The 21,767-nt window shown below is 66.1% G+C and carries 15 protein-coding genes; 7 read left to right on the top strand and 8 right to left on the bottom strand.

Translation table 11 applies throughout. The features are described from left to right. The first annotated feature begins 221 nt into the window (after positions 1-221). Complete coding sequence (locus TQ38_RS24125; RefSeq protein WP_052505506.1) at positions 222-1,181, top strand: LysR family transcriptional regulator; 960 nt, start codon at positions 222-224, stop codon at positions 1,179-1,181. Here TQ38_RS24125 and TQ38_RS24120 read toward each other — a convergent pair. Then, complete coding sequence (locus TQ38_RS24120) at positions 1,178-1,660, bottom strand: hypothetical protein (RefSeq protein ID WP_043970191.1); 483 nt, start codon at positions 1,658-1,660, stop codon at positions 1,178-1,180. The genes TQ38_RS24125 and TQ38_RS24120 overlap by 4 nt on opposite strands. 179 nt (positions 1,661-1,839) lie before the next feature. Here TQ38_RS24120 and TQ38_RS24115 point away from each other — a divergent pair, with 179 nt between their 5' ends. After that, entirely contained in the window at positions 1,840-4,434 is a 2,595-nt protein-coding gene (locus tag TQ38_RS24115) for a TonB-dependent siderophore receptor (protein WP_043970190.1), read from the top strand. A 129-nt stretch (positions 4,435-4,563) separates the two neighbouring features. Here the strand turns inward: TQ38_RS24115 and TQ38_RS24110 are convergent, their stop codons facing one another. Beyond that, complete coding sequence (locus TQ38_RS24110; RefSeq protein WP_205316143.1) at positions 4,564-6,198, bottom strand: family 43 glycosylhydrolase; 1,635 nt, start codon at positions 6,196-6,198, stop codon at positions 4,564-4,566. A gap of 145 nt (positions 6,199-6,343) precedes the next feature. On the opposite strand from TQ38_RS24110, the gene TQ38_RS24105 reads away from it, so the two are divergent. After that, a complete protein-coding gene (locus tag TQ38_RS24105; protein WP_043970185.1) occupies positions 6,344-7,378 on the top strand; it encodes a LacI family DNA-binding transcriptional regulator in 1,035 nt (344 codons plus the stop codon). 22 nt (positions 7,379-7,400) lie between these two features. Here the strand turns inward: TQ38_RS24105 and TQ38_RS24100 are convergent, their stop codons facing one another. Together TQ38_RS24100 and uxaC are read right to left on the bottom strand one after the other, a co-directional pair. Then, positions 7,401-8,831 carry a mannitol dehydrogenase family protein gene (locus TQ38_RS24100; RefSeq protein WP_043970184.1) on the bottom strand — a complete coding sequence of 477 codons (1,431 nt, stop codon included), beginning with the start codon at positions 8,829-8,831 and terminating at the stop codon, positions 7,401-7,403. Next, on the bottom strand, positions 8,828-10,276 hold the full coding sequence (gene uxaC, locus TQ38_RS24095; protein WP_043970182.1) for a glucuronate isomerase: 1,449 nt from the start codon (positions 10,274-10,276) through the stop codon (positions 8,828-8,830). Before uxaC ends, TQ38_RS24100 begins: the two co-directional genes overlap by 4 nt. Before the next feature lie 85 nt (positions 10,277-10,361). Here uxaC and TQ38_RS24090 point away from each other — a divergent pair, with 85 nt between their 5' ends. Continuing rightward, positions 10,362-11,888, top strand: a complete 1,527-nt coding sequence (locus TQ38_RS24090; protein ID WP_043970180.1) for a UxaA family hydrolase — start codon at positions 10,362-10,364, stop codon at positions 11,886-11,888. A 12-nt stretch (positions 11,889-11,900) separates the two neighbouring features. On the opposite strand, the gene TQ38_RS24085 is transcribed toward TQ38_RS24090, so the two are convergent. From TQ38_RS24085 to ptsP, 4 genes are read right to left on the bottom strand one after another with little or no spacing between them, the layout of a single operon-like run. Further along, the gene (locus tag TQ38_RS24085) at positions 11,901-13,280 is read right to left on the bottom strand and encodes a carbohydrate porin (RefSeq protein ID WP_043970179.1); all 1,380 of its coding nucleotides are present in this window, start codon (positions 13,278-13,280) and stop codon (positions 11,901-11,903) included. Positions 13,281-13,332: 52 nt separating this feature from the next. Continuing rightward, positions 13,333-15,045, bottom strand: a complete 1,713-nt coding sequence (locus TQ38_RS24080; protein ID WP_043970178.1) for a fructose-specific PTS transporter subunit EIIC — start codon at positions 15,043-15,045, stop codon at positions 13,333-13,335. After that, positions 15,042-15,992, bottom strand: a complete 951-nt coding sequence (gene pfkB, locus TQ38_RS24075; RefSeq protein WP_043970177.1) for a 1-phosphofructokinase — start codon at positions 15,990-15,992, stop codon at positions 15,042-15,044. The genes TQ38_RS24080 and pfkB overlap by 4 nt, the downstream gene beginning before the upstream one ends. Further along, positions 15,992-18,505: a phosphoenolpyruvate--protein phosphotransferase gene (ptsP, locus tag TQ38_RS24070; RefSeq protein WP_043970176.1), complete on the bottom strand. Its 2,514-nt coding sequence runs from the start codon at positions 18,503-18,505 to the stop codon at positions 15,992-15,994. Before ptsP ends, pfkB begins: the two co-directional genes overlap by 1 nt. A 148-nt stretch (positions 18,506-18,653) precedes the next feature. On the opposite strand from ptsP, the gene TQ38_RS24065 reads away from it, so the two are divergent. The 3 genes from TQ38_RS24065 (at position 18,654) to TQ38_RS24055 (ending at position 21,676) form a co-directional block, all read left to right on the top strand. Then, on the top strand, positions 18,654-19,673 hold the full coding sequence (locus TQ38_RS24065) for a LacI family DNA-binding transcriptional regulator (RefSeq protein WP_043970175.1): 1,020 nt from the start codon (positions 18,654-18,656) through the stop codon (positions 19,671-19,673). Next, positions 19,670-20,512 (top strand): shikimate 5-dehydrogenase, encoded by an 843-nt coding sequence (locus tag TQ38_RS24060; protein WP_082057473.1) that lies wholly within the window; start codon positions 19,670-19,672, stop codon positions 20,510-20,512. Before TQ38_RS24065 ends, TQ38_RS24060 begins: the two co-directional genes overlap by 4 nt. Positions 20,513-20,650: 138 nt before the next feature. Then, entirely contained in the window at positions 20,651-21,676 is a 1,026-nt protein-coding gene (locus tag TQ38_RS24055; RefSeq protein WP_043970173.1) for a class 1 fructose-bisphosphatase, read from the top strand. Positions 21,677-21,767: the final 91 nt, after the last annotated feature.

The following is a 21,767-nucleotide window of genomic DNA, read 5'->3' as shown; positions in this document are numbered from 1 at the left end:
AAATCTCGCGGCCCGCCAGGATCATCCACTGTCCCTGTGTTTCAGGCGCCACGGATTTTCCGCGTTGGTGCGCCGAAAGCCGCCCGGGTTCGCCTCATACGGCCCGGATGGCAGGACAGAAACGAGGCTATGTCGGGCGTTCTATCAATGGAAACTGTTTATATTTATCATTTCATAAAATTGCCTTATAAATGTTGCAACTCCGTCAGGGAATACCTCTCATGCCGTCCAGACAGCTGCCCGCCGGCCGGATGCCGCTTTCCATCCGGCAATTGCGCTTTTTCGTGGCCTTGAGCCAGAGCGGAAACTTCAGCCGGGCGGCAGAAACGATGGCCGTGTCGCAGCCAGCACTCAGCGCCGCGATCCGCCAGATCGAGCACTTGCTCGACACCCGCCTGTTCGATCGCACCACGCATAGCGTCGTCCTGACAGAGGCCGGGCAATCCCTGCTGCCCCATGCGTGGCGCCTGCTGACGACGGCGGACAACGCCTTTCAGGATATGAGCGACACCCTCCAGCGCAGCCGGGCGACGGTGCGCATCGGCTCGGTTCCCTCAGCCCTGCCCGCCACGGCGCAGATCATCGCGGGAATCGATCAGGACGCTCACCGCGTGAACCTGCACCTGACGGACGGGACCAGCGACGCCCTCATCGCGCAGCTGCATCGCGGCGCGCTGGACATGGCCATCTGCGTCGCCAGCCTGATCGAGGAGGGCCTGGTCTCCACCCCGCTGATCGAGGACGAGATGACGCTGGTGCTATCGCGCGGACACCCTCTGGCCGGCGCCGCGCAGCTGCCGTGGAGCGCGCTTGCCGAGATGGAGGTGGTGCACTTCACCAGCGGCAGCATCGGCGAAATCAGCGCTTCCGCCATGCGCGAAAACAACATCGTCCATTCCCGCCGCTACCGGGTCGATCACATGGAATCGCTGTTCGGCCTTGTGGAAAGCGGCCTTGCGGCGGGCGTCATGCCGCGCCTCTACGTGCGCGGCCACGATCACGAGGCGCTGGCGGTCGTCCCGCTGACCCAGCCATCCATCCGCCGCAAAGTGGTACTGCTGCAAGGCGCGCGTCTTGAGAACGAGCACCCTTCCGCAAACGCGATCGCAGGCTATCTGGGCAATGCCCTGCCCGGTGCCCTGGCGGCCGTGTGGTCAGGCAACGGCGCACAAAGTGGCTAGGGCCTGCAAGGCTTGCCTTCATACTGATGCCGGTTGAGAACATAGGCGCGGCCGTTCCAGCGCTCCACCGGAAAGCAGAAACCGGGACCGCCGATCTCGATATCGGGCCATCCCCCAACGCCTCTGACTGCAAGGAAAGTGGCAATCCCCTCGCTTTCGGTGACGAGCTTCCAGGTGCCGTCCGCCTGCTTGCTGACGAGCTTGAAGCCCGTTCCCGTATTACCGAAACAGTAAGTGCTGCCTTCCGTCAGGACGACTTCGGGGCGGCCGTCTCCGTTGAGGTCCTTCACCGCCTCGACAGTGCCAGCGGTGTAGCTGGCCGTCCCCGGATCGCCGCACGCGTGCCATTTCCCACCTTGCAGCTTGAACCCGCCCGCGCGGAAAGCCGCCGCCCTTTCGGCGGGAGACAAGGTAACTTGCGCCATCGCCGATGGGGCGAGCAGGCAAAGACCGGCCGCGATGGCAAGATAATAGCGCATGACGCCTTGCTTACACCAAATGAATGGGCGGCGCATAAAGGCAAATACCGACCGTAATTGACCACAGTGTGACAAGACCGCAACATAGGCGCACGAAAAACACGGCCTTACAGCATCGTATCTTCGTTTCATGTTGCAGTGCGGCATACTCCACCTTGCGGGGAAAACAGGAGTAAACCATGACTCTAGGTGCGAAGCGGTTTTCGGGTTGCGCTGTGGCGGCGATTGCCATTTCACTTTCAACCACGCCGACACAGGCCCAGGACATAGGCCAGGGGCCGGCCGCCGAAGGAGAGGCGGCGCCGCAGGACCAGATCGTGGTCATCGGTTCACGCAGGCAGGACCGTACCGTGGCAGACAGCACGGTTCCCGTGGACGTCATCGGCGGAGCAGCGCTGACACAGTCCGGCTATACCGACACCGCCCGCGTGCTGAACCAGCTCGTGCCCAGCTTCAACTTCCCCCAGCCGTCGATCACCGACGGCACGGATGCGCTGCGCCCGGCGACGCTGCGCGGCCTTTCCCCCGACCAGACGCTGGTGCTGGTCAATGGCAAGCGGCGCCACACTTCGGCGCTGCTCAACATCAACGGATCGGTGGGGCGTGGCTCGGCGGCGGTCGATCTCAACACCATCCCCACGATCGCGATCGAACGTATCGAAGTACTGCGTGACGGCGCATCCTCGCAATACGGATCGGACGCGATTGCGGGCGTCATCAACATCCAGCTGCGCAAGACGGCGGGGATGCATGCCTCGGCCACCTGGGGCAAATACGTGACGACGATGGACGGCGTTTCCAACTACGGCGGGGTGGTGACGGGCGCAAACGGCCAGCCCGCGCTGGATGCCAATGCCGGCGCGGCCGGTGTCTACCAGCTTGCGCCGGGGGGCAAGCGCAAGCGCCGCGACGGCGCGTCGCTGACGCTGGCGACCAATATCGGCCTGCCGGTGGGCGATGCGGGATACTTCAATTTCACGGCGCAGTATCAGGACAAGGACCCGACCAACCGTTCCGGCGCCGACCCGCGCCAGCAGTACACCAGCGTCGGCGGTCTTGCCGATCCGCGCGAGCTGACCGTCAACCGTTTCAACCACCGCTACGGTGATCCCGGCACCACCGATTACAACTTCTTCCTGAACGGCGGTTACGAACTCAGCCCCGATGTCGAATTCTACGCCTTTGGCAGCTACGGCATCCGCGATGCCGAAAGCGCAGGCTTCTTCCGCCGCCCGAACGATGCACGCAACCGCGACTTTTCGGCCTCCACAACCAGCTTCGTGCCCTATTACCCGGACGGCTTCCTGCCGCTGATCGTCTCGACCATCGAGGATGTCTCGGCCGCCGGCGGCTTCAGGGGCAATGTGGATGGGTGGAACTACGACGCATCGCTGGCCTATGGACACAACTCGTTCCACTTCTTCGTCGAGGACAGCTTCAACGTGTCCTACGGCAGCGAGGCCAGCCAGCAGCGCTTCGATGCAGGCAAGCTCTCCTTCGGCCAGACGACCGCCAATCTCGACCTGCAGAAGAGCTTCGACGTGGGCTTCACCGACTTGTCGGTGGCGTTCGGCGGCGAATATCGCAACGAGAATTTCCGCATCCAGGCGGGTGACCCGCAAAGCTATCTTGGCGGGCCCTATGCCGGTCCTCCGTTCAACGGCGCAGCGGGCGCGCAGGTCTTTCCCGGCTTTCGTCCCAGCAACGAAGTCGACGCCAGCCGCGACAGCTTCGCGGGCTACCTTGAACTGGAAGGCGACTTCGCGAATATCCTGACCCTCCAGCTTGCCGGTCGCTACGAACACTTCAGCGACTTTGGCGATACCGTGAACGGCAAGGCGGCGGCCCGGCTGGAGCCGGTCGAAGGCATCGCCCTGCGCGGTTCGATCTCCACGGGTTTCCGCGCCCCGTCGCTGCACCAGCAGTATTATGCCACGACGTCGACCAACAACGTCAACGGCACCTTGGTCGAAATCGGCACATTCCCGGTCTCCGATCCGGTCGCGGTCGCACTCGGCTCGCAGCCGCTCGACCCTGAAAAGTCGCTCAATCTTTCGGGCGGCGTGACCTTCTCGTTGATACACGGCCTTTCGATCACGGCAGACTATTACAACATCAAGATCAAGGACCGGATCGTCGTCACCGAGAACCTGCAAGGCGCGCAGGTGGTTTCCCTGTTGCAAGGGGCAGGCTTCAACAACATCACTTCGGCGCGCTTCTTCGTGAACGGCATCGATACGCGCACGCAGGGCGTCGAGGTGGTGGGCACTTATCGCGTGCCTGACATGGGCTTTGGCCGCCTTTCGCTGACAGCGGGCTACAACTACAACAAGACCAAGATCACCGACTATGCAGAGCTGACCAGCCTGCCCGGCCTAACCCTGTTCGGCCGCCAGGAATCGCTCCGCCTGACCCGGGGCCAACCGCGCGACAAGATCAATGTCGGCCTCGATTGGGACTACGACATCGTCGGCCTCACCGCGCGCGCCAACCGGTACGGCAAAGTGCTGGCGCCCGGCGCCGATGCCGCGCGCGATCAGGAACTGGGCCGCCAGTGGATCGCCGACCTGGAACTGCGGGTAAAGCCCGCCCCGCAGCTGGAAATTGCGGTCGGCGCCAACAACATCTTCGACAGCTATCCCGACACTGTTTATGCCGGGCTGCAGAACGGCCAGAACTATGGGCTGAACGGGTACTTCATTCCCTATAGCTCGTTCTCGCCGGCCGGTTTCAATGGACGCTTCCTCTACGGAAGGGTCAGCGTGAACTTCTGATCGGATGATGGACCGGCCAGCGCCCGATGCGCTGGCCGGTCCGATTCCCGGCGTATTACCTCGAAACCCATCTGCCGGTGCAGCAGTCCGCAGGGAGCATCGACAGCATCGCAGTGATCGGATGGTCCTTCAAAGCGCGCGGAAGGTGAAGTTGCGGAAACGGGCGCTGCCCTTGCCGGCGGAATAAAGCCCTGGCCGCAGCATCAGAAAACCGCCGCGTACATTGTGGTGATAGCCCGATACTTCCATGCCGCGATCGAAGCGCTTCCACGTCTTGCCGCCATCGCCGCTGGTGTGGAACGATACTATGTGGCGGTCATTGCGCACGCGCATCAGCATCCGGCGTCCGTGCGGATTTGCAGGGCGGCCCCGCTCCATTCCGTATTGGTGAGTGACGAACTTTTCGCCGTCGAAGCCAAGGCCGCAGTATAGCTGCTGGTCGTAAAACAGCAGCAGGCCCGCCGTGGTGCCGGGGTCGATCTCGATGTCGCATTGGAATTCGTAAGCCTGATCTCCGGCGACCAGCAGCAACGGCGAGGAATCTACAGGGGCCTTGCCGCTGGCGGCCAGATGCAGGCACTTGTCCGCAACCCGCGCCCGGGCGCCTTCGTCGGTTGAGGGTTTGAAGAAGTTCCAGCGCTTGCCCAGCTCGAGCGTCGAAAAATCGTCGGACAGCGCGATGCCCTGCGGCCCGGACTTGCTGCCGCCCTTGGGCGCCGCGATCGGCTGCGAAAGGTCGCCGCCTTCCATGCGGAACCAGCCGTCCGCCGTCCAGGTGATCGGGTCCAGCAGGGTCTGTCGCCCCAGCGTCCAGAAATCGCGCTCATAGCCGTGGTAGACCGACCACCAGTCTCCCCCCGGTCCTTCGAACAAAGTGGCATGGCCGCGCGACCACCACTTTTCGGCGAGGTCCGTGGTGCGCACGATCGGGTTGTGCGGGCAGTTTTCCCAAGGCCCGTGGATCGACTTTGAGCGCGCCGCGATTACCATATGCCCGGTCGGCGGACCGGCAGTGCCGCCCACCGCCGTGATGAGGTAATAGTACGCCCCGTGCCGTACGATCTTGGGGCCTTCGGGGGAGAAACCTTCCACATCCCAATCGTCAGGATAGTGCCACGGATCGTAGACATGCTCCACCTTGCCTACCGTGGAGAGGCCGTCCTCGCTCAAACGGATACGGTCGCCGCCCGACAGGAACAGCCAGCGCGATCCGTCCTCGCCCACGGCATGACCGGGGTCGATGTGATCGGGCAGGCCCAGGTCGATCGGGTCGCTCCATGGGCCTTCGATCCGGTCCGCCCAGATCACGTAGTTGGCGTTGGGGCTGGCCTTGGCCGGGAAGTAGATGAAATAGCGCCCGCCGTGCCTGCAGATATCCGGCGCCCACACCGCGCCCACGTTCTTCGTCAGCGCCGCCGTGATCGGCTGCCAGTTCAGCAAATCGCGAGAATGCCAGACGACCAGCCCCGGATAGGAATCGAAGGTAGAGAAGGTCATGTAATAGTCCTTCCCGTCGCGCATGATCGAAGGGTCGGGGTGGTCCCCGGCCATCAGCGGGTTCAGGAAACGCCCGTCCCCAAGGTCCGCGACGCGCTGGTTGTCGAAGCCCCGGCGATAAGGCGGCGGAGCCTTGCCTGCGCCGCCATCGCCCCCGGCACCGCTGCCTGACGCAGCCCGCGCTGACGCAGGCGTTGCCGCGCCCAGCGCAGTCAGCGATACGGCTCCCAATGCTGCGGACAGCGCCTCGCGGCGATCGATTTTCACGCGTTTCTCTCCCGATTGCTGTCTATTTTCTGATAACGCTATCATCAATGATACCGGTGTCAATGGTAATCGGTCGGCCCGCCCTTACCGCAAACAATCTCACCGTCCGACTTGATCGCCGCGCCGCAGTCCATAGACAGGGACGATGGACGAAACCCCCGGCAAACCCCGCGCGAATGATCCCACCATCGAGGACGTGGCAGCGGCAGCTGGTGTTTCGATCCGCACCGTGTCGCGCGTTCTTAACAAATCGCCCAAGGTGAATGCCCAGACGCGTGAGCGGATCGAGGATGCCATCGCGCAGCTCAATTTCCGCCCCAGCCTGCGCGCGCGGGCCTTTGCCATGCGGCGCTCTTTCCTGATCGGGCTGGTGCACAATGATCGTAACGCGCTGGTGCTCGATTCCATCCAGCGCGGCATCGTCGCACGGACTTCCGCGCGCGGGTACGAACTGATCGTCCACGCCGCGCCGCTGGAGGCCGGGGCTGCCATTTGTGACGTAGTGGAATTTGCCGAAAGATCGCGGGTGGATGGGCTGGTGATACTGCCGCCGATCTCGGGCGTACCCGGCCTGGCCGCCGCGCTGGAGGAGGCGCAGGTTCCCGCTATGGCGCTGTCCTCCGTACCGATCGAGGGGTTCACGGGCGTGATCCTCAGCGAGGAACGGGCCGCAGGTGCCCAGGTGGCGCGCCATCTGCTGGACCTGGGCCACCGCCGGCTCGCCATCATCAACGGCCCGGCCGACACTGCATCGGCCATGGAACGCCGCGCCGGATTTCTGGCGGAAGCCGAGCGCGATGGCGGGGCCAGCGTTGCCGAAGCGTCGGGCGACTATGGCTTCGCATCCGGGGTAAGCGCCGCCGATCACCTTCTAAGCCTCGGCCAGCGGCCCACCGGGATTTTCGCCGCGAACGACATCATGGCCGCAGGCGTCCTCAAGGTTGTCGCCAGCCGGGGCATCGCGGTGCCGGGCGACTTGTCCGTCGTCGGCTTCGACGGTAGCCTGCTTACCAAGATGCTGACGCCTGCGCTGACCTCGGTATTGCGTCCTTTCGCCGAGATGGCAGCAGCAGCGGCGGACCAGCTGATCGCCCGCATCGAGGGTCTTGCCGCGCCCCTGCCCTATCAGGCGACATTGCAGATCGTTGCGGCGGAATCGACCGGACCGGCACCGCAGTAACCGGCCCGTCGAACTCCTGCCGTCAGGCTGGCAGCGGCTCCAGCCGGCCAGCCTCCAGCGCGGCAAGCCCTGCCTCCACGGCGCGCAGGAAGCGGGCATCCTCGCCCAGATCACCGAAGATTTCCCGCATACCGACGACACGGCGCCAGTCCCCAGCCCGCTCAAGCAGCGGGCCCGCCAAGGGATCGGTGATGCTGCCGCCGCTACGCGCAGCGCGGTCAAGGAAGCGCAGCCACGCCGCAATCGGCAGCGCCAGGCGGTCTACCGGACGCCCGGCGGCCAGCGCATCGCGCGTGGTATCGAGCAGGCGGTACGGTAGCTTCTGCGACCCGTCCCACGCGATCTGCGACAGCAGGTGCCGGATCGCCGGATTGGCGAACCGCGCCAGCACGTCGGCGATATAGACAGGCAGGTCCAGCCCCGGCGGCGCGCTGACCGAAGGCGCGATGTCTTCGCGCATCAACCGCTCGGCAAAGGCGGCGAGGCCCTGGTCGGCCATCGCCTCGGCCACGGTCTCGAAACCCAGGCCCAGCCCGATGTAGGCCAGCGAGGAATGGGCGCCGTTGAGGAGGCGCAGCTTGGCCGTCTCGAACGGGCGGACCTCTCCCGCGAACGTCACCCCGGCGCATTCCAGCGCGGGGCGCTCTCCGGCGAAGCGGTCCTCGATCACCCACTGCGTGAAGCGTTCGCGCTGGATCGGCCAGGCATCCTCAAGCCCGGTCGCGGCAGCGACGCGGGCGCGCAGGGCGTCATCGGTGGCGGGGGTGATGGAATCGACCATGGCGTTGGGAAAACGCACTTCGTCTGCGATCCAGCGGGCGGTTTCCGGGTCGATCGCCTCGGCCAGCGCGATGGTCGCGGCCTCCAGCTTTCGGCCGTTGTCGGTCAAGTTGTCGCACGAAAGCACGGTGACACCGGGCAGGCCGGCAAGGCGCCGCGCCCGCAGTCCATGGACCAGCCAGCCGGTGAACGAGCCGGGCACCCAGTCGGCAGACCTGGCGCCATCGAGATCGGCGCGGATCGCCGGATGGGCAAAATCGAGCGCGCCGCCAGCGCCGAGGCAATAGCCCTTTTCGGTCACGGTAGAGCTGACGATGCGCGTATCGCCATGCGCCAGCGCGCCAAGGATCGCACCCGGTTCATCGCGGGTGAGCACCCGGCCAATGCTGCCGATGACGCGGAATTCGGTCTGCTCCTCCAGCAGCGCCAGCGTATAGAGCCCATCCTGCGGGTTCAGCGCATCGGCAACCCCGCGCGAATTGAGGCTGACGCCGGTGATGCCCCAGCGCGGATCATGGCCCAGCAGGGTATCGAACGCCGCCGCCTGATGCGCCCGGTGAAACGCCCCCGGCCCGAAATGCACCACGCCGCCGCGCACCGCCGCACGATCATATTGCGGGCGGGCTACGGCGCCGGGCAGCGCCGCCAGCGTGTCTTGCGAAAGCCTGGTCATGCTGGTTCCACCACACGCGCGGGGGTTTTGAGGCCGTAAGCCTTGCGCACCAGACCCGTGGTCAGTTCCTGCACCAGTTCCGCCGCTTCCCAGTCCGCCAGCCGGTGCTCGGCCACAAGGCGGGCAAGGAAGCCGCAGTCGATGCGCCGGGCCACATCGTGGCGCGCCGGGATCGAAAGGAAGGCGCGGGTATCGTCGTTGAAGCCCACGGTGTTGTAGAAACCGGCGCTTTCCGTCGTCATCTCGCGGAAGCGGCGCATTCCTTCGGGGCTATCGTGGAACCACCATGCCGGGCCCAGCTTGAGGCAGGGATAATGCCCGGCCAGCGGCGCCAGTTCGCGCGCATAAGTCGTCTCGTCGAGGGTGAAGAGGATCACCGTGAGGCCCGCCTCATTGCCGAACAGGTCCAGCATCGGGCGCAGCGCCTCGACATATTCGGTGCCGCGCGGGATGTCGGCGCCCTTGTCGCGGCCATGGCTGGCGAACAAGCGGGCGTTGTGGTTGCGCGTGGCGCCGGGGTGGATCTGCATGGTCATGCCGTCCTCCAGGCTCATGCGCGCCATTTCGGTGAGCATTTGCGCGCGGAACAGTTCCGCCTCATCGGCGTCCGCCTTTCCGCCCATGACTTTGCCGAACAGCGCCTCGCATTCCGCCTTCGAGAGGTTGGCGGTGCGCGGCGTTAGGAAACCGTGGTCGGTCGCGGTGGCGCCCATCGCACGAAAATCGGCACGGCGCTTGCGATGCGCGGCGAGGTAGCCGGTCCAGCTTGTCACGTCCTCGCCCGAAAGCTCGGCAAAGCGGGCCATGTCGCGCGTGAAGGAATCGTGCTCGGGGTCGATCACGGAATCGGGGCGATAAGTGGTCACCACCGCCCCTGCCTTGTCCCAGCCCGAAGCGCGGGTCGCCTTGTGATGCTTCAGATCGTCGCCCGCGCCTTCGGTGGTGGCGAGCAGTTCGATGTTGAAACGCTCGAACAGCGCGCGCGGACGGAACGCCAGGGATGCCAGCGCATCGCCGATCACGTCGAAATAGTGGTCCGCTGTGCCTTCATCCAGGGTGACGTCTATCCCGAAGACTTCCGCGAAGACATGGTTCAGCCACATGCTCGACGGTGTGCCCCGGAACAGCTTCCAGTTCGCGGCAAACAGGCGCCATGCCTCGCGCGGGTCGGTATCCGGCATCTGCCCACCGCGCCGGGGAACGCCCAGCGCGTCCAGCGACACGCCCTGCGAATAGAGCATGCGGAACAGGTAGTGATCCGGCGCCAGCAGCAGTTCGGTCGCGTTCGACCACGCGGCGTTGCTGGCGAACCACTCCGGGTCGGTGTGGCCGTGCGGGCTGATGATTGGCGCGCCGGCCACCTGCGCATAGAGTTCGCGGGCGATGGCCCGCGTCGTCGGATCGGCGGGAAGCAGGCGGTCGGGGTTAAGCGAAAGCTGTGGCATCGACGGGAGACTCCTTGGCGCATGGCCTTTCACGAAGCTCGATTACCGAGTTGTGCCAGCGCTGGCAATGATGTATTCAGCGGCAATGCTAGAAACCGTTGTCGACACCGCCGCACCCACCAGAGACGCCGTTAGAATCGCAGCGGAGGACGATGTCGCCGTTGCGCTGCGCCCGCTCGAATCGGGCGAAGACGTGATGGTGGACGGACAGTCGGTGCGCCTGCGCGATGCGATCGGCGCAGGGCACAAGTTTGCCTTAGCGCCCATCGCGAAGGGCGCGCCTGTGCGCCGCTACCGCGCGCCGATCGGCGTAGCCACGCGGGACATCGCGGTGGGCGAGCATGTCCACACGCACAACGTCGCCACCGCGCTGGTCGGCGAGCGCGCCTATGCCTTCGCCGGACCGCAAGCCGGGACCGGCACGCAGGCGCCCGCCCCCGCGCGCAGTTTTCGCGGCTATGTCCGGCCTGACGGCACTGTCGGCACCCGCAACGAGCTATGGATCCTGCCCACGGTCGGCTGCGTGGGACGGCTGGGTGAGCGGCTGGCGCAGCGCGCGGGCGATGCGCCCGGTGTCGACGGGGTCCACGCCTTCAACCATCCGTTCGGCTGTTCGCAGCTCGGCGCTGATCTTGACGGCACGGCGGCGATCATCGCCTCGCTTGCGCTCAATCCCAATGCCGGCGGGGTGCTCCTGCTGGGTCTGGGCTGCGAATCCAACCAGCTCGATGCGCTGCTTGAGCGCATTCCGCCTGAACGCCGCACCCGCCTGCGGATACTGCGCGCCCAGTCGGAGGGCGACGAATTTGCCGCCGGGGAAGCCCTGATCGCTGAACTGATGGGCCTGATGGCCACCGACCGGCGCGAGGAGGTTCCGCTCTCCAAATTGCGCCTCGGCGTCAAGTGCGGCGGCTCCGACGCGATGAGCGGGCTGACCGCCAACCCTCTGATCGGGCTGATGGCCGATGCCGTGACGCAGGCCGGCGGCGCTGCGATCCTCACCGAAATCCCCGAAGTGTTTGGCGCGGAAACCCTGCTGCTGGAACGAGCGGCCAATCAGGAGGTGTTCGACAAACTCTCCGAACTGGTGAACTCCTTCAAACGTTACTTCCTCGACCACGGCGAGCCGGTTTCGGAAAACCCCAGCCCCGGCAACATCGCCGGCGGCATCACCACGCTGGAGGAAAAGTCGCTGGGCGCGGTGCAGAAAGGCGGACTTGCGCCGATCCACGACGTCATCGGTTATGGCGAGCGGATGTCGCTCAGTCACTCGCCGGGCGGACTGACCGTGCTGGAGGGGCCGGGCAACGACGCCGTTTCCACCACCGCGCTGGCGGCGGCAGGGGCCACCATCACGCTGTTTTCGACCGGGCGCGGAACGCCGCTGGGCAGCCCGGTGCCAACCGTGAAGATCGCTTCCAACCATTCGTTGGCACAGCGCAAACCCGGCTGGATAGACTTCGACGCGGCGCTGGCGCTGGACATCGGCATGGAAGCCGCGGCTGCTGCGCTGCTGGACCGCATCGTCGCCATCGCCAGCGGCGAACCGGCGCGCAACGAGAGCAACGACGAACGCGCCATCGGCATCTGGAAACGCGGCGTCACGCTTTGAGGCAGGCGGCCGTCACGGTCTGAACACGCCGCCCGCCAGCGCATTCGCATCCACGGTGAACTTGAAGCCCAGCACCCAGGCGTTCGGGATGTCGCTGGTTCGGAACGGGACCGAGGACTGGTCGGGGTGGACGATGTACTGCAGGTTGGGCGACAGGCGGATCGCCGGGCCCAACTGCGCGCCGTAAGCCAGTTCCATCATGTACTGATGCCGCGCGATCCCGTCCGTCCCGCCGGCAAAGACGCGCGCGGCGCGCATGCGCTCCATCGCCAGATCGCTGAAGCGCTGGTCGTTGATGACGAAGCCCAGCGTATCCTTGTCTCGCCCGGCAAAGGTGCCGGTCTGGACAAGGCCGAGTTCGAGAAAGTGGCTCTCCTCGACCCGGCCTGACAGGTTGGTCATCGCCACGCCGAACAGGCTGAGGCCGCGCTGGGTCATCGGGTCCGGGCGGGTCAGCATCTGGTCGAAGCGGAAAAAGATACCCGAGCGGCCATGACGGGTCTGCGCCGCCCGGCCCGATACGGCGGCGATACCGCCCCGGTCATCGCTCAAGGGATCTGCGTAGTCGCCCCGGTCGAACCACCCGCCCAGGATGTAATGGCGCGGCAGGCGGTCGTTGGTGAAGTCGGTGCCATAGCCCAGTTCCCACGGCACGATGACGCCGGTGGCGTTCTTCGTGCTGAAGTTGAAACCGTTGTCGGTCGCCCGCTTGCGGTCGGGATTCACTTCATAGGCGCCGGCATGAAGCCAGACCCTGGGCGTCAGGTTCACTTTGGCATGCGCCATCCAGCTGGAAGCGGGGAAATAGGTGAAGTTGCTGTTCTTGAAGACGAACGTCGGATTTCCGCAGGCCGAATTGGTCTGGAAATTGCAGTAGAGCGGCGAGTTCAGGAAATGGATATTCGCCTGGCTGCGGCCCACCTCGATATCCACCGCGCCGTTCAGCAGCTTCTGCTGCCACGTCAGGATCGCCAGATGGGTGTTCTGGGTGCCATAGATTTCCTGGACCGAGGTGTTGTTGCCGATGGCGATGGCGGCGAGGTTCTGGCCGTGACGGTCGGTGACGGCGGCATGGATCGCAGCGCCCCCGATCCCGGCGATCCTGTCCATGTCGAAGTCGGCGCCGACGTAGACCTGCCCGGCATAAGCCGCGTCCCGTCGCGCTCCGCCCGAGACGTTGGTCGCCGCCTCGCCGGTGTAGCTGAGCGATACGGTGATGCCCTTATCCGCCAGCGGCTGCCAGCTGCGGGTATCACTCTGCGCCTTTTCGATGGGCGCGGCGGACTGAGTGGTACGGGCCGTTTCGTCGGCGGTGTCCTGCGCCAGGACGGGTGCGGCAAATGCGGTTGCGGCGCCGGCGCAGCACAAGGCGCGCATAAGGATAGTCGGCATGGGCGATCTTCCCGATAGATCTGTATTGCAGGGTTGAAGCGGCGGAACCCCGTCAGGCGGGCAGAGGTTCTGCCACCGCGACCGGACGCTTGAGCAGCCCGACCACCAGCGCCGTCACCACGGTTCCCGCCACGATAGCGGCGCCATAGGCCAGCAGGTGCGTCACCGCCCCGGGGATCGGCAGCACGAACACGCCGCCATGCGGCACGCGCAGTTCCACGCCGCTGCCCATCGAGATCGCACCGGCGACCGCCGATCCGGCCATCAGTGCCGGGATCACGCGGAAAGGATCGCGCGCCGCAAAGGGGATCGCGCCCTCCGTCACGAAGGCGAGGCCCAGCACGGCGGCGGCGCCGCTGGCTTCCAGTTCTTCCGAGGTGAAGCGGTTGCGGAACAGGCGTGTCGCCAGCGCGAGGCCCAGCGGCGGCACCATGCCCGCCGCCATGGTCGCGGCCATCGGCGTGTAAACCTCGCTGGCGATCAGGCCGACCGAGAAGGCATAGCCCGCCTTGTTCACCGGCCCGCCCATGTCGAAAGCGGACATCGCGCCCAGGATCAGGCCCAGCACGATGGCGCTCGATCCCTGCATGGAACGCAGTGCCTCGGTCAGGGTCGCAAGCAGCGCGGCTACCGGCGTGCCAACCGCGTAGATCATCAGCAGGCCCGTCAACAGAGAGCCCAGCAGCGGCAGGATCAGCACGGGTTTCAGGCCCTGCAGGTTCCTGGGCAACTGGATCAGGCGATTGAGCCAGTGGACACCGTACCCTGCGATGAAGCCGGCGACGATGCCGCCAAGGAAGCCCGCGCCGATATTGGCCGCCAGCATGCCGCCGATCATGCCCGGCGCGATGCCCGGCCGGTCGGCGATGGAAAAGGCGATGTAGCCTGCCAAGGCCGGCACGATCAGCGCAAAGCCGCCGTTCGCGCCGATCTGGAACAGCGCATGGGCCAGCGTGCCCTTGGCCGCATCGTCATTGGCGTGGATACCGCCAAGCGCGAAGGCCAGGGCGATCAGCAAACCGCCCGCCACCACGAACGGCAGCATGAAGGACACGCCGGTCATGAGGTGCTTGTAAGGGCCGACACGTTCCTCGCGGTCTGCCTTGGCGGCGCCGGAGGCCTGGCCGCCCTGCACTTTCGCCTCGGCCAGCGCCCGTTCGATCAGCTTCGCGCCGCCGGTGATGGCGGGCTTTGTGTTGCTGGCGAATACGCGCTTGCCGGCGAAACGGCCGCGATCGACCTCGCGGTCGGCAGCGATGATGACCACGTCGGCGGCGGCGATTTCCCCGTCCGTCAGCGCGTTACCCGCGCCGACCGAGCCTTGTGTCTCCACCCGGATCGGATAGCCGAGCTGGCGCGCGCCTTCCTGAAGGCCCTCTGCCGCCATGAAGGTATGAGCGATGCCGGTCGGACAGGAAGTGACGGCGACGATGCTGGGCGCGCTGGAGGAGGGTAGCGCGCCAGCATCGCCGCCGGCACCGTCCAGCACAGCGGCCGGATCGGAAAGCACCGCATCGATATCGACGCGGCGGTGGGGTTTGCCCTTCATGACGCCGTCGTCCGCCGCCTGCGGGGCAACGAACAGCAGCATGTCATCGGGCGAAAGGGTTTCAGGGGCGAGCGGGTTCAGCACGCCAAGGTCGGTATGGACTTCGACCTCGATCTCGCGCCCGGCAGCCTGCGCCGCCTTGCGCAGGGCCTCACCAGCAAGAACGCCGGTAACGCCGGATGCACCGGCCTGGACGATGGCGAAAATCCTGCTCACTTTTCTTCTCCCGCCAGAACCGTGTCGATGCGAACGCTGTCTGCCAGCGCCTGCACGGTCTCTTTTTTAGGTAGGTGCGGCCCCGCGCGGCCCAGTTTTCCGACCGCAAACGCGGTGGACAGGCGCGCGATCCGCTCCAGGTTGCCGCCCTCGGCAAGAGCGGCGGCAATGCCCGCCACCATCGCATCGCCCGCGCCCACGGTGCTGGCTACATCGGCGGCGGCAAGCCTTGCGGTCAGCGCGCCCTCGCCGGAGAGGAAGAACGCGCCCTCCTCGCCCAGCGACACCGCGACAAGGCTTACGCCGCGTTCATGCAGGTCGGCCGCCACGCGGTGGACTTCGGCCATGGTTTCCACCGGGGCGCCCAGCCATTCGGAAAGCTCGTGACGGTTGGGCTTGACGATATCGGGCAGCGCGTCGCTCTCCAGCGCCGCGCGAAACGAGGCGCCGCTGCTGTCGAGCAGGACCAGCGCGCCGGTGCCGCGAACGCGCCCCACGATCCGCGCGTAGATATCGTGCGGAAAACCCGGAGGCAGGCTGCCGGCAAGGACCACCAGAGTGTCCGGCCCGGCTTCTTCGACGACTGCCGCGATCACCGCCTCGATCTGGTAAGGATCGGCGGGCGTGCCATCCATGTTGACGTCGGTCGTGCCATCGCCGTCCACCAGCTTGAGGTTGACGCGGGTGGCCCCGGCGCGGCGAATGAAATGGTCGGTGATGCCCTTGCCCGCGAACAACGTTTCGAAAGCGGCGGCATTGTCTGTGCCCAGCAAGCCGTGGACAGACACAGCGGTGCCCCAGTCGGCAAGGCAGCTGGCCACGTTGACGCCCTTGCCGCCCGCATCCTGCCGCGCCGAAAGCGCGCGGTGGACCGCGCCGGGGACGAGATGGTCCAGGGTGACGGTCTGATCGATCGCCGGGTTGAAGGTGACGGTGACGACCCGCATCACGCCGCCTCCTCGTTCAGCGCGCGCACTTCGGCGGCAGTCCCGGCCTCCAGCGCCTTTGCCGCCAGGGCAGTCATGTCGGCAAGGCTGGCGCTGCGGATGCGCGCCTTGACCGCCGGAATGTCGCGCGGGGTCATCGACAGTTCGCTCACCCCAAGCCCGGTGAGCAGCGCCGCGCCGAAGGGATCGCCGGCAATGCCGCCGCACACGCCGACCCAGCGGTCATGCCGCGCCGCGCCCGCCACCGTCATCGCGATCAGGCGCAGGACGGCGGGGTGCAGGCTGTCGGCCTCGCTGGCGAGTTCCGGGTTCTGCCGGTCGATGGCAAGGGCATATTGCGTCAGGTCGTTGGTGCCGATCGAGAAGAAATCGGCATGCTCGGCCAGCACATGCGCCTGCACGGCGGCGGCGGGAACCTCGATCATGATGCCGATGGGCACCACCGGCGCATCCAGTTCGGCGCGGATGCCCTCGCAGATTTCGCGAAGGGTGAGCAATTCGGTGACCGAGGTAATCATCGGGAACATGATCGACAGGTCGCCGCCATCCTTCGCCGCGCGGTAAAGCGCGCGAAGCTGCGGCTCCAGCAGATCGGGACGGCGCAGCAGCAGGCGCGCGCCGCGCACGCCAAGGAACGGGTTCTCCTCGCGCGGCAGGTCCAGATGCGGAACCTGCTTGTCGCCGCCGATGTCGAGCGCGCGCACGATCAGCGGGCGATCGGCGCCCAATGCCTCGATCATCTCGCGGTAGATCGCATATTGCTCATCCTCGGTCGGGCTGTCGCCGCGTTCGAGGAACAGGAATTCAGTGCGCATCAGGCCCACGCCCTCACCGCCCTGCGCCACCGCGAAGGAAACCTGGTCGGGCCGGTTGACGTTGGCGCCAATCGCCACCTCATGCCCGTCCACGGTGCGTGCGGGCTTCGAGCGTTCGGATTCCTCCTCCGCCCGCTTGCGCGCTATCTCATCGATCCAGCCCCGCGCGGAGGCGAGGTCCGCGTCCGAAGGGTTGAGCCAGATGCGCCCGCCGTCCCCGTCGACGATCGCAGTCGCTCCGGCTGCCAGCGAGAGCAGGTCAGTGCCGCCCGCGACCATCGAAGGTAGTCCCAAGGTGCGGGCAAGGATCGCGCTGTGCGAGGTCGGCCCGCCCAGCGCCGTAGCGATCCCGGCCACCTTTTCGATGTCGAGCGTCGCCGTGTCCGAAGGCGAAAGGTCGGCGGCGACAAGGATGCACGGCTCGTCCGGCAGGTCCGAAAGCGTGCCGATGCCAAGGCCGGGGTCGATATACGACAGCACCCGGCGGCCGATATCGTGGAAATCCGCCGCACGCGCCGCCAGCACCGGGTTGCCCAGCGCCGAAAGCTGGCCCGCCATGCGCTCAACCGCCTGATGCCACGACCAGGCGACGCCGTGGCCCTCCACCATGATCTGGCAAGTCAGGGTGATAAGGTCGGTATCGTCCAGCAGCGCGGCCTGCGCCTTGAAGATAGCCGCCTCGGAAGCGCCCAGACGGCGCGTTGTATCATCAACCAGCGCCTTCATCTGCGCGCGCGTGCGCACCAGCGCATCGTCGAGCAGTGCCCCGCCAGCAGCGAGGTCGACCGGCTGATCGGGCACCACAAGCTGCGTCGCGGCAAGGACATGGACTTTGCCAATGGCAAGGCCGGGGCTGGCCCCAACGCCTGCGATCATCGCGGTGTCGCCGTCCGGCTTCCAACCGCGCACGGGGGCCTTCGCCTTCTCGGCCGCGCGCGCGGCATCGGCTTTTTCACGCGCGGAAAGGCGTGTCACGGCCTGAAGGAATTGGTCCAGCGCGCCCTTCGCGCCCTCTCCCGAAGCGGAGATCGTCAGGGTGTCCCCCGCCTTCAGCCCGAGTTGCAGCAGCGCGACCATGCTGCGCGGGTCGGCCATTTCATCGCCGTGGCGCACCCGCAGCGGCACGCTTGCGGCCTTGGCGGCCTCGCTCCAGGCCGTAGCCGGGCGGGCGTGAAGGCCGGTGGGATAATCGACGGTCCAGTTGACCTGCTCGGCCAGATCCTGAGCGGGCTTTGCCGAGGCAGCGCGCGGCGCATCTTCCAGCAGAGCGTTTGAAATCAGCGCCTTGTCGGCCGTTGCGAACAAACCTTCGAGCCGCGCCTCATCCTGGATCAGGCGGGTCAGGCGGCGCAGGATGGCGATGTGGCTGTCCGAACTGGCGGCGATGCCTACAACCAGATGGGCGCGCTGGCCGGGGTTCCACTCGACGCCATCGCGCAACTGAAGCACGACGATACCGTCCTTGCGCACTAGCCCCTTGTCCTCGCCCAGACCGTGCGGGATCGCCACGCCGGAACCGAGGTAGGTATTCGCCACAGCCTCGCGCCGGATCATGCTTTCTTCATACCCCGGGCCGACGCAGCCCGCGGCAACGAGCAGCTGCCCGGCCTGGCGAATCGCGTCTTCCTTGTCGGCGGCATGGGCATCGATCCGCACAAGATCGTCCAATCCCAGCGGATTGCGGGCATCTGCGAACATGAAACGGCCTCTCCAGTCTTTGTTCTCTCGCTCTAGAAAACGTTTTCTCACAAAATTGTCAAGGGCCTTGCGCTTACGCCCCCAATTCCAGCATAAGCGGCCAAACGGTGCGTGGTTCCTAATGCACTTTATGGAGAACGATTTCCCGATGGCAGTCGGAATCAAGGATGTCGCGAAAGTCGCGCAGGTTTCCCCGGCCACGGTGTCGCGGGTTCTTGCGGGCCGCGCGGTCGACCCGGCGATGCAGGAAAGGGTGATGATGGCGGTCAAATCCACCGGCTATCGCCCCAATCTGGCGGCACGGCGCCTGCGGTCGCGCCACACCAACACCATCGGCCTGATCGTCGCCGACATCCGCAACCCCTTCTTCACCGCCGTTTCGCGCGCGATCGAGGACATCGCCTATTCGCGCGGCCTGCGCGTCATCCTGTGCAACACCGACGAAGACCCCGAGCGCGAGGCGATGTACCTGCAATTGATGCAGGAGGAGCGCGTCACCGGCGTGGTGCTGGCCCCGTCGCGCGCGGGTTCCGAGAATGCCGGACGGTTCAGCACGGATTTCCCGATGGTCCTGATCGACCGCGCCGTGCCGGGCGCCACGCGCGACTGCGTGGTGCTCGATAACGAGGCGATGGCGGCGGGACTGGTCACGCACCTCCACGAGCAAGGCCATACCCGCATCGCCGGGCTGTTCGGCGCGCTGAGCGCTACGGGCGTGCAGCGCCGCATCGGATTCGAACGCGCCGCCGCCGCGCTGGGCGTCGAGAGCCAGGCACTGTCGGTCCCCCACGGCACGGGCGAGGCGGAAAAGGCCGTGGCCGCCGCGATGTCCGGGCCGTGCCCGCCGACCGCCCTGCTCGCCAGCAACGGCGTGATGTTGATGGCGGTCCTGCGCGCGCTCCATGCCCTTGGGCTCTCGGTGCCGGGCGACGTCGCCCTTGTCGGTTTCGACAAAGAGGACTGGATGGAGTTCGTCGGCGGGGGCCTCACCGTGATCGAGCAGCCGGTGGAAGAGATCGGCCGCGCCGCGATGTCCATGCTGTTCGAACGTATCGATCACCCCGATGCCGCCGCACGGCGGGTGGTGCTGGCCGGGCGGCTTGTCGCCCGCGCGTCCAGTTCGCCGCCGCGCGCCGCAACCCCGAAAATGCAGGAGACAAACCCATGAAGCCACCGATCGGCCGTGATACGAAGCTGTGCATGTCGCTTTCGGCCCGGCCCGGCAATGCCGGCTCGATGCTGCACAACCGGCTCTACGACCTGTTGGGGCTGGACTATGTCTACAAGTCGTTCAGCACCACTGACCTGCCCGCCGCGATCGGCGGTATCCGGGCGCTGGGCATTCGCGGCTGCGCGGTTTCGATGCCGTTCAAGGAAGCGGTGATTCCGCTGATCGACGCCATGGAACCCTCCGCCAGCGCGATCGACAGCGTGAACACCATCGTCAACGATGACGGCCGACTGACCGGCTACAACACCGACTTCGTGGCCGTTCGCGACCTCCTCGTGCAGCGCGGGATAGACCCGGCCCTGCCCTTCGCGGTGCGCGGCAGCGGCGGCATGGCCAAGGCGGTCGTCGCGGCGCTGCGCGATTGCGGCTTTGGCGAAGGCGTGGTCGCCGCCCGCAACCGCGAGGCGGGCCAAGCGCTCGCCGAGCAGTACGGCTATGTGTGGCAGGCCGAAGTTCCCGCGCGCGGCGCGCCGCTGCTCATCAACGTCACCCCGCTCGGCATGGCCGGTGCGGACGAGAGCGCGATGAGCTTCGACGACGCCCAGCTCGCCGGCTGCGAGGTCGCTTTCGACGTGGTCGCCCAGCCCGCCATGACGCCGTTCATCCTCGCCGCGGACAAGGCCGGCAAGGCGATCATATCCGGCGCGGAAGTCATCGTGCTTCAGGCGGTGGAGCAGTTCGTCCTCTACACCGGCATCCGTCCGGAGCCGGAGATGATCCGCGATGCAGCGCTTGTGGCCCACGGACCGCAAGTGGCGGAACGGCTGATCCTGTAAAATTCCTCGTGAAATTGCTCATGTAATCGGTTGTATCCGCCAAAGCGGTGCGCAGGGGCTTCCGAATCCGCCCCCAAACCGCTTATGTCGTTCGCGTCCGCGGCGAAACGTCGCATCCCCAACGAGAGTATGCCAAGGATGAAGCGTCTTACCCTGACCCGGTTCATGATCGAGGAACAGCGTCGCTCCGGCGTTCTGCGGCCCGAACTTCGCCTGCTGATCGAAACCGTCGCACGCGCCTGCAAGACCATCAGCCATTCCATCGGCAAGGGTGCACTGGGCGAAGTGCTCGGCAGCCTCGGCAGCGAGAACGTGCAGGGCGAGGTCCAGAAGAAGCTGGACGTCATCGCCAACGAACTGCTCCTCGAAGCGAACGAATGGGGCGGCCACCTCGCGGCCATGGCGTCCGAGGAAATGGAGACGATCCACCGCATCCCCAACCGCTATCCCAAGGGCGAATACCTGCTGCTGTTCGATCCCATCGACGGGTCCAGCAACATCGACGTCGGGCTTTCGGTGGGCACGATCTTCTCGGTCCTGCGCGCACCTGCCAGCGCCTCGGGCCGCGATATCACCGAGGAAGACTTCATGCAGCCGGGCGCCACGCAGGTTGCATCGGGCTATGCGATCTACGGCCCGCAGACGCTGCTGGTGCTGACGCTGGGCACGGGCGTTTATGAATTCACTCTCGACCGCGAAGTCGGTGCCTGGAAAATGACCGACGGGCCGTTGAAAATCCCAGCCGGCAACTGCGAATTCGCCATCAACATGGCCCGTCACAAGCAATGGTCGCCCGCGATCACGCGCTATATCGACGAGCGTATGGAAGGCGAAACCGGCCCCTGTGCCAAGGACTACAACATGCGCTGGACCGGCTCGATGGTGGCCGACGTGCACCGTATCCTGAAGCGCGGCGGCGTGTTCCTCTACCCGGCAGACCACCGCACCCCCGGCAAGGCGCGCCTGCGCCTCATGTACGAGGCCAACCCGATGGCCCTGCTGATCGAGCAGGCCGGCGGCGCCGCCAACAACGGGCTGGACCGTATCCTCGACATCCTCCCCACCGGCCTGCACGAACGCGTGGGCGTGGTGCTGGGCGACAAGACCGAGGTCGAGATCGTCGCGGCCTATGGCGACGAAGCCATGGATACCATCGGAAACTGATGCACGACCATCCCGGCGCCCCGCGATGGAGCGGGCGCCGGGATGCCCCGCGCGGCAAATTCACTGATCAGATGCGCGACATATTGCGGAT

The organism is Novosphingobium sp. P6W, assembly GCF_000876675.2.
Classification (GTDB): domain Bacteria; phylum Pseudomonadota; class Alphaproteobacteria; order Sphingomonadales; family Sphingomonadaceae; genus Novosphingobium.
This window is presented reverse-complemented; position numbering and strand designations above follow the sequence as displayed.